The sequence below is a fragment of the uncultured Mailhella sp. genome, from assembly GCF_944324615.1.
Taxonomy (GTDB): Bacteria; Desulfobacterota; Desulfovibrionia; order Desulfovibrionales; family Desulfovibrionaceae; genus Mailhella.
Genome location: NZ_CALUWY010000093.1, coordinates 1 through 8,002, shown reverse-complemented (window position 1 = coordinate 8,002; position 8,002 = coordinate 1). Strand labels below are relative to the sequence as shown.

6 protein-coding genes are annotated in these 8,002 nt (G+C 58.4%); 5 read left to right on the top strand and 1 reads right to left on the bottom strand.

The features are described from left to right. The first annotated feature begins 264 nt into the window (after nucleotides 1-264). From Q0K07_RS12460 to Q0K07_RS12440, 5 genes are all read left to right on the top strand, one after another. Nucleotides 265-1,176: a glycyl-radical enzyme activating protein gene (locus Q0K07_RS12460; protein ID WP_294559659.1), complete on the top strand. Its 912-nt coding sequence runs from the start codon at nucleotides 265-267 to the stop codon at nucleotides 1,174-1,176. A gap of 1,080 nt (nucleotides 1,177-2,256) precedes the next feature. Further along, on the top strand, nucleotides 2,257-3,258 hold the full coding sequence (locus tag Q0K07_RS12455) for a TRAP transporter substrate-binding protein (RefSeq protein ID WP_294559657.1): 1,002 nt from the start codon (nucleotides 2,257-2,259) through the stop codon (nucleotides 3,256-3,258). Nucleotides 3,259-3,405: 147 nt separating this feature from the next. Continuing rightward, the gene (locus Q0K07_RS12450) at nucleotides 3,406-3,912 is read left to right on the top strand and encodes a TRAP transporter small permease (protein ID WP_294559655.1); all 507 of its coding nucleotides are present in this window, start codon (nucleotides 3,406-3,408) and stop codon (nucleotides 3,910-3,912) included. Beyond that, the gene (locus Q0K07_RS12445) at nucleotides 3,912-5,213 is read left to right on the top strand and encodes a TRAP transporter large permease (protein WP_294559653.1); all 1,302 of its coding nucleotides are present in this window, start codon (nucleotides 3,912-3,914) and stop codon (nucleotides 5,211-5,213) included. Before Q0K07_RS12450 ends, Q0K07_RS12445 begins: the two co-directional genes overlap by 1 nt. Nucleotides 5,214-5,431: 218 nt before the next feature. Continuing rightward, nucleotides 5,432-6,823, top strand: coding sequence for a sigma 54-interacting transcriptional regulator (locus Q0K07_RS12440; RefSeq protein WP_294559651.1), 1,392 nt, complete (start codon nucleotides 5,432-5,434; stop codon nucleotides 6,821-6,823). Nucleotides 6,824-6,927: 104 nt separating this feature from the next. On the opposite strand, the gene Q0K07_RS12435 is transcribed toward Q0K07_RS12440, so the two are convergent. After that, nucleotides 6,928-7,338 carry a heme-binding protein gene (locus tag Q0K07_RS12435; protein ID WP_294559649.1) on the bottom strand — a complete coding sequence of 137 codons (411 nt, stop codon included), beginning with the start codon at nucleotides 7,336-7,338 and terminating at the stop codon, nucleotides 6,928-6,930. Nucleotides 7,339-8,002: the final 664 nt, after the last annotated feature.

Genomic DNA, 8,002 nt, shown 5'->3' with positions numbered 1-8,002 from the left:
CAGCGCCTACTTCTGCGACCTCTCCCGTGACCTGCAGAACGACGTCATCGCCCGTACCGAACACACCGATATGTAAGGCATCGGTTCGGAGAACCTGATATAGAACCAGGCCGGGGAGTTTTCTCCCCGGCCGCCGGAGAGGAAACTCTCCTCCCTCCTCGGGACGACGTTGACGCGGCATCGCAGGCGGTGCCGCGTCAACGTGCCCAGGGGAAAGCGGCGGTCATCACCGCCTTTTCATCGCACCTACGGAGAACAGTGAATATGCAGGACGCCAAAGTAAAAGGCATGATCTTCAACGTGCAGAAGTTCAGTGTGCACGACGGCACGGGTATCCGTACGCTGGTATTTTTCAAGGGCTGCCCTCTTCGCTGCCGCTGGTGCAGCAACCCCGAATCTCAGCTCTTCACGCCTGAGCGGGCCTTCAACCCTTCGCGCTGCCTTTCGGCGGACGTGTGCGGCCGCTGTTCCCATGCCTGCCCCACGGGCGCCATCAGCGTGGTGAACGGCATCAACTATTACGACCGTTCCAAGTGCAACGGCTGCGGGGCCTGCGTGAACGCCTGCCCCACGGGCGCTCAGTCCTTCTACGGCTATAAGGCCAGCGTGGAAGACATCATCGCCCAGGTGGAAGAAGACGACGTGTTCTATGCCCGCTCCGGCGGCGGCATCACCCTTTCCGGCGGCGAGGCTCTGGCCCAGCCGGAATTTGCTCTGGCCCTTCTGCGCGAGGCCAGACGCCACCGTATTTCCACCACCATCGAAACCTGCGGCTACTATCCCACCAAGGTGCTTGCCGAAGCCTGCACCCTGCTGGATCAGCTTATTTTCGACATCAAGTCTCTGGATGCGGAAAAGCACAAGACCTTCACCGGCCGCGACAACGTGCAGATACTGCAGAACATCAACTATGTGTTCGAACATTTCCCGGATCTGCCCATCCTCATCCGTACGCCCGTAATTCCGGGCTTCAACGATACGGAAGAAGAAATCATGGCCATCCGCCGCATGATTCCCTTCCGTCCCAACATCAGGTACGAAGCGCTGACCTATCATCGCATGGGCCAGCCCAAGTACGGGTATATCGGCCGTCCTTACCTTCTGGAAGGCGTGCAGGCCGATGAAGAGTTCATGAGGCGGCTCAACGAAAAGCTGGCCGCCTACAAGGGCGAGTAAATACGAAAGCCCGTGCTTCCTCCGGAGGCACGGGCTTTTTTCTGCCGGTGACCGGCCCATGCCGCCGGACGGGACTTTTTCAGAAAAGCCCGCCCGGCGGCTTTTTTTGTATCCGCCGGCAGGGGAGGGCGTCGGCGGGCGGCAGGGGGATGCACGCGCTGAGAAGGCCTTTGCGGGCGGAACGGCACAGGTTCCCCTGGCCCCTCGGGAGAAGGAAAAAACGGCGGGCAGAGGGCCGGAAGGGGCTTTTCCGGCATGGGGTAAGGGGGCAAGCCCTGCCGCGGAAGGCCGGCACCTCTCATGTCCATTCCGGTGTGCGGCATACGCCTCTGCGGGCCTTTTTGCGACACCTTTTCGCCCCTTCGGAGGGAAAAGCGGCGGGAGGGACAAAGCGGAGGGAAACGCATATTGTGATAAAGAGTACATGATGCCTTTTTTCTGCCGGACTTCAGTGCCGAAGACAAAAAAGGCATTTCTCCGGCTGCAGCAGTAAGGGAAAGGGCATGCGGAAAAAAAGGCGTGCATATCGCGCTTCAACAGCTTGTCTTTATTATTGTGAAAAATTTATTGATTTGTCGTCTCTTCCGGAACTTCGGGAGACACGACGCGGAAAAGACGGCGTCCGGAGCCTTTTTTCCCTCCTTTGAATGCAAAAATGCACAGAAAAGGAAAAAAAAGGAAAAACTATGGGAGGATAGGTAAAAAGAGGCTTTTGTGCAGTTTTGCAGCCTTGTTGCATTTTTACACAAAGTAAGAATATCTTTTGTAAAATCAATAAGTTAATAAAAGCTATCATGAAAAAAAGCGGGAGGGAGCACCCATGGTGGAAAAAGCGGGAAAAAGAAATCATGAGAAAAAAAATAACAGAATAAAAAAGTAAAAGAAAAATCAGTATGTTATCTTATTACTAACAGTTCTTGTTACTGATTTTTCATTGGCATGTTTCTTGCATAATTTTCAGACAATATGTGAAAAATTTCGTGTTGCGGAAGGCGACAACGGAGTTTTTCTGTGAGTCATCGTTCGGCCTGAGGCCGGCCCCGAGTGGGCGACAGGAACTTTTTACAAGGTAGTGGAAGTATGAAACGTTTGATCTGCGGGCTCGCAGCCCTTGCCCTCCTGCTTTCCGTGAGCACTGGTAACGCCGCCGAGTACAAGAAAATGACCATCCGCGCCGCCACGGCAAACCCTCAGGGCAGCCTGCATGTGACCGCGCTGGAAGAGTTCAAGAGGATCATTGAAACGGAATCCAACGGAGCGATCACGGTTCAGACCTTCTACGGTGGTTCCCTGGGTGACGAACAGGCCAACGTGAAGCAGTGCCGCGACGGCGAACTCAACGTCACCGTGGTGGCCAACGGCAACGCCACTCCCTTTGCTCCTTCCGCCGGCGTGGTGTATCTGCCCTACCTCTTCCCCAAACTGGAAGACGCCAAGAAGCTCTTCACCAACGAAGGCTTCACGAACAAGCTCGCGGAATCCATGGTCAAGGAAAGCCGCACCCGTCCTCTCGCCTGGCTGCTCGGCGGCTATCGCCACATCACCAACGCCAAGCACCCCATCACCAACATCAATGAGCTGAAGGGCCTCAAGATCCGCGTTCCCGCCGTGGAACTTCAGCTTGCCGCCTTCCGTTCCTGGGGCGTGGAACCCCATCCTCTGGCCTGGTCCGAAACCTTCAACGGCCTGCAGCAGGGCGTGATCGACGGTCAGGAAAACCCCCACACCATCAACCGCGACCAGAAGTTCTGGGAAGTGCAGAAGTACATCACCGAAAGCCACTATCTGCTCTGGGTCGGACCCATCCTCGTGAGCGAAAAGTGGTATCGCAAGCTTGATCCCCAGACCAAGGAACTCGTGAACAAGGCCGCCAAGCAGGCGCAGGCCGTGGAATGGGCCTGGGCTGACGAACAGGACGCCATCGCCCTGCAGGACTGCCTGGATCACGGCATGGTGCTCAACAAGCTCACCGACGAACCCGTCTGGATGGAAGCCGCCCGCTCCGTCTGGCCTCAGTTCTATGACAAGGTCGGCGGCAAGGCCCTCGTGGACGAAGCTCTTGCCATCATGAGCGCCAACTGATCTCTCTCGGTATAAACGCCCCGCTCCCCGGAGCGGGGCGGCTCCGGCGGCGCTCTGATCCGTACGGGCGCCGCAAAGCCTCAGTGCTCCCATGCCGGGGCCGCCGGCTCTTCCGCCGCTGTTCATTCTCAGACTTGTGAGACAGTCATGAGCATCCTGAAAAAAATATATGATTACTTTGAAGAAGGCATGTGCTGCATCATGCTGAGCGCCATGATCCTGTGCCTGGCGGCGCAGGTCGTGGCCCGCATGACCGTGGGCACGTCCATTGCCTGGACCGAGGAACTTTCCCGCTATACGTTCCTCTGGTCCGTGTATCTCGGTGCGGCTCTGGTGGCCAAGCGCGGCGCGCATGTGCGCGTGACGGCGCAGTTCCTCTGGATGAAGGACAACGCGCGCATGTTCTTCCGCGTGATTGCCGACATCATCTGGGTGGGCTCGCTGCTGTTCATCGCCTTCAACTGCCTTCCCGTGCTGGAAGAAGGCTTTGAATTCCCGGAAATGTCCCCCACCATGCACTTTGCCAAGGTGTGGGTGGAATGCATCATTCCGTTCAGCTTTGTGCTGGTGGCGTGGCGCATCGTTGCCGACTACTATATCCGCTGGAAAAACGGTACCCTGAGCGGTCTGGTGCGCTTTGAGGAGGATGTCTGATGTCCACGATGCAGATAGCCCTTGTGACTCTGGGCCTCATGCTCCTTCTGGGCATGCCCATCTTCATGTCGCTCGTCATCGCCTCTTCGGCGGCGCTCCTCTTCGGCGACAGCATGCTGCCCCTGTCCGTCATTCACAACTCCCTTTTTGAAGGCATCAACATCTTCACGCTGCTGGCCATACCATGTTTCGTGGTGGCAGGCGCGCTCATGGAATACGGCAACATAACACAACAGATCATCAATGTTGCCAAAATGCTCGTGGGCCGCATGTACGGCGGCCTGGGCATCACCACCATTCTGGCCTGCACCTTCTTTGCCGCCATTTCCGGTTCCGGCCCGGGCACCGTGGCGGCCGTGGGCACCATCATGATTCCTGCCATGGTCCGCAGCGGCTACTCCAAGGACTATGCCGCGGCTGCGGCCTCGTCCGGCGGCACCATCGGCATCATGATCCCGCCCTCCAACCCCATGATCATCTACGCCATTCTGGGCAACCTGTCGGTGACGGCCATGTTCACCGCCGGCTTCCTGCCCGGCGCGCTGGTGGCCGTGTCCATGATGAGCACCGCCTACATCATCGCCCGCCGCAAGGGCTTCAAGGGCGATGACGACACCCCGGCCTTCAACCTCAAGCTGTTCTGCCGCACCTGCGGCAAGAGCTTCTTTGCCCTGATGACGCCCGTCATCATCCTCGGCTCCATTTATTCCGGCTACGCCACGCCGGTGGAAGCCTCGGTGGTGGCCATCATGTACTCGCTCTTCGTGGGCTTTGTGGTGAACCGCTCCCTGCGTCCCAGACATATCTATCTCGCCCTCATCGAAGGCGTGATGACCTGCGGCGCCGTGCTCATCATCGTGGGCGCCTCCACCCTGTTCGGCAAGATCCTGACCTACGAACAGGCTCCCCAGAAGCTCACGCAGCTCATTTTCGACTTCACCAACAACCCCACGGTGGTTCTGCTGCTCATCATCGTCGTGCTGTATATCCTCGGCATGTTCATGGAGACGCTCTCCACCCTGATCATTCTGGTGCCCGTGCTGCTGCCCGTCATCGTGCAGCTCGGCATCGACCCCATCCACTTTGGCATCATTCTGGTGCTGACCAACGAAACCGCTCTGCTGACGCCGCCGCTCGGTGTGAACATCTTCGTTTCGTCACGAATAGCGGGCATATCCGTGGAACGTAACGCCGTGGCCGTGCTCCCCTATGTGGGAACGCTCACCCTCTGCGTGCTCATCGTCACATTCTTCCCCGGCATCGCCACCTGGCTGCCCAGAGTGCTGGGATACGGAGTCTGATAAAAAGCTTCACCAGGCTTTCGGCCGTGGGAACCCAGGGTTCCCACGGCTTTTCTGTTTTAATTTTCCTGCGCGGACTTCTTCCCGCAGGCGCGGGCAGGAGCTTCTGCAGCGGCCTTTCCGGCGCCGTTTCCGGGCGCAGAGGCCCCTCCGTTGCAATCGGCGTAAGCTTCGGCTACAAGAAAAAACAAGGCAAATACAACCTGGTGTGGGCAAATATGCTGCAAGAATATCTCGATCAGCTTCTGGACGTGTTCAGCGACGGCGTCTGCGTGACCGATGCGCGGGGGACGGTTCTTTTCCTGAACGCCATGCACGAGAAACTCACCGGTGTCCCCCACGGGAGCATGATCGGGCACAACATCCAGGAGTTCGTGGGCAGAGGCGTGTTCGACGTCATTCTGAACCCCGAGATACTGCGTACCGGCAAATCCATCACCCGGGTGCAGACCCTTGCCAACGGGCGTCGTCTGGTGCTGGAGGGCTATCCCATTTTCGACGACGACGGCGCCGCGGCCTTCTGTGTGACGCTCATCCGCGACGAGAGCCGCCTTCAGGAACTGCAGGGCAAGGTGGCCTTTCAGAAGGAACTGCTGGACGTCTTTTCCAAGCTCAGCAATGCTCCCAAGCAGGAAAGCCGGATGCCGGAAATCGTGCAGAGCGCAACCATGGCGCGCCTGCACGACAAGATCCGCGTCCTTGCGCAGACGGATGCGCCGGTGCTCATACTCGGGGAAACGGGCGTGGGCAAGGACGTGCTGGCCCGCCGCATTCATATGGAAAGCGGGAGGGCGGAGCGGCCCTTCATCAAGGTGGACTGCGGCAGCATTTCCCCCCAGCTCATCGAAACGGAGCTGTTCGGCTATGTGGGGGGCACCTTTTCCGGAGCGAACAAGAACGGCAAGGTAGGGCTCATAGAAGCCGCCTCCACGGGTACGGTGTTTCTCGACGAAATAGGGGAGCTGCCCATCGCCATGCAGACGCGCCTTCTGCGCTTTCTTCAGGACGGCGAAGTGCTGCGCGTGGGTGCGACCACGCCCCGGAAGCTGGATGTGCGGGTCATTGCGGCCACCAACCGTGATCTGGAAAAGGCCGTGGCCGAGGGCGAGTTCCGCAGTGATCTCTACTACAGGCTGAAGATCGCCGTGCTGCATATTCCTCCCCTGCGCGAGAGGCACGACGACATCCTGCCCATGGCCCGTTTCTTTCTGGATTTCTATTGCCGGAAATACGGCCGGGTCATGGAATTTTCCCCGGAGGCGGAGCAGGCCCTCCAGAATCACGACTGGCCGGGCAACGTGCGCGAGCTCAAGAACATGGTGCAGGGCCTTGCCGTCACCTGTGCGGAACGGGTCATCCAGCCTTCCCACCTGCCCTTTGTCAGCCGTTTTTCCGCCCGGGCGGGGGAGAGCGACAACGCACTGCCTCCCATTTCCTTCGACGGGCGCAACTACAAGGAAATCATGAAGGACATGGAGGCCGTGGTGCTCCGGGCCGCCATGCACAAGTACGGCAATATCGCCAATGTGGCGAGAGAACTCCAGGTGGACCGCAGTACCATTTTCCGCAAGGTCAAGGAACTGGAGAAGAGGGGCGTCACCTTCGACTGACGTTCTGCAGCAGGGGAGAAAACCCCTGAGGAGAGCGCTTCACGCGGGGCGTTCAGAATGTGCTGAAAAAAGGCGGGGGAACGGGAGTTCCTCCGCCTTTTTGGCTAGTCCTTTTCAAGAAGCGCGTCGCGCACGCGCAGGGCCATGGCCTCGTCCTCTTCCGGGCTGCGGCCGCTTACGCCTATGCCTGCGACAAGCTCGCCGTTTTTATCCACAAGAGGCACGCCTCCGGGCATGGAGGTCATGCGCTCGTCCATGAAATCGGCCAGAGAGAGATGTTCCCGCTGCAGGCGTTCGTGCAGGGCGGCGGTGGTGCACTGCATTTTCGCGGCGGTGTAGGCCTTGCCTGTGGCCATGTGCTCAATGCGTGCGTGCACGCCGGGCATGCGCAGAAGTGCCGTCAGAGCCGTGTCGGGCCCGGCTATGGCAAGGCATACCGGGGCGCCTTCCCCGGCAAGAGTGTCGATGTGCAGAAGAACCTGCCTGATGCGCTGATAAAGGGTGTCGCTGGTCATGGATGCTTCCTGGTAAGAGTCCCGGAGAAGGGCCTCCCGGCGCGTTCGCCTTTTCCGTGCGGAAGAGGGCGCATGCTTTGCCGCCCGCTGCGGCAAAGGCGGAGGGCAGACCGTTCCCCCATGTTCTTTTGTAGGGTACGGAGCACAAAAGTCAAATCTTTTCACCGGGAAAAGTGCTTTTTGACGGGGAAGGGCGCAACGGGAACCGGAAAAGGGCGGCAGAACAGCTCCTGTGCGGCAGAGGTGTGGAAGAAGGGAAGCCCGCCGCTTTCCGGCAAGGTGCCGTCATGGCCCGGCCGGTGCCGTGTTCCGGATTCCGTCACCTCGGGGAAAAGGCCCGGAATCGCCCCCCGGCGGGGGAGGAGAGCAGGGCGTTTTTTCATGCTCCGGCCGGCTCTGTGCAAAAATGCAATGAAAATACCGGCAAAAGGCGGGGAAGAGTGTTTTTTTGCTCAAGCTTAAAATACCTTTATTTTCCACAGGTTATAAAAATATGTTGCAAAAATGCACGAAAATGGCGGGTGCGGAAGGGCAGCCGTTTCAGGGGAGAATTTTAATATATCGTGTAAAATCATAAAGTTATCTTAGTTGGCACGGTTCGTGCATAAGGAAAAGTGTGTCAAAACGGAAAAGCACGAAGCTTTTCAACCATCATACATTTTGG

What these genes read in the sequence shown, in the direction of transcription:
- Q0K07_RS12455 (WP_294559657.1), top strand. Translation starts at nt 2,257, where the DNA reads ATGAAACGTTTGATCTGCGGGCTCGCAGCCCTTGCCCTCCTGCTTTCC.
- Q0K07_RS12460 (WP_294559659.1), top strand. Translation starts at nt 265, where the DNA reads ATGCAGGACGCCAAAGTAAAAGGCATGATCTTCAACGTGCAGAAGTTC.
- Q0K07_RS12435 (WP_294559649.1), bottom strand. Translation starts at nt 7,338, where the DNA reads ATGACCAGCGACACCCTTTATCAGCGCATCAGGCAGGTTCTTCTGCAC.
- Q0K07_RS12450 (WP_294559655.1), top strand. Translation starts at nt 3,406, where the DNA reads ATGAGCATCCTGAAAAAAATATATGATTACTTTGAAGAAGGCATGTGC.
- Q0K07_RS12440 (WP_294559651.1), top strand. Translation starts at nt 5,432, where the DNA reads ATGCTGCAAGAATATCTCGATCAGCTTCTGGACGTGTTCAGCGACGGC.
- Q0K07_RS12445 (WP_294559653.1), top strand. Translation starts at nt 3,912, where the DNA reads ATGTCCACGATGCAGATAGCCCTTGTGACTCTGGGCCTCATGCTCCTT.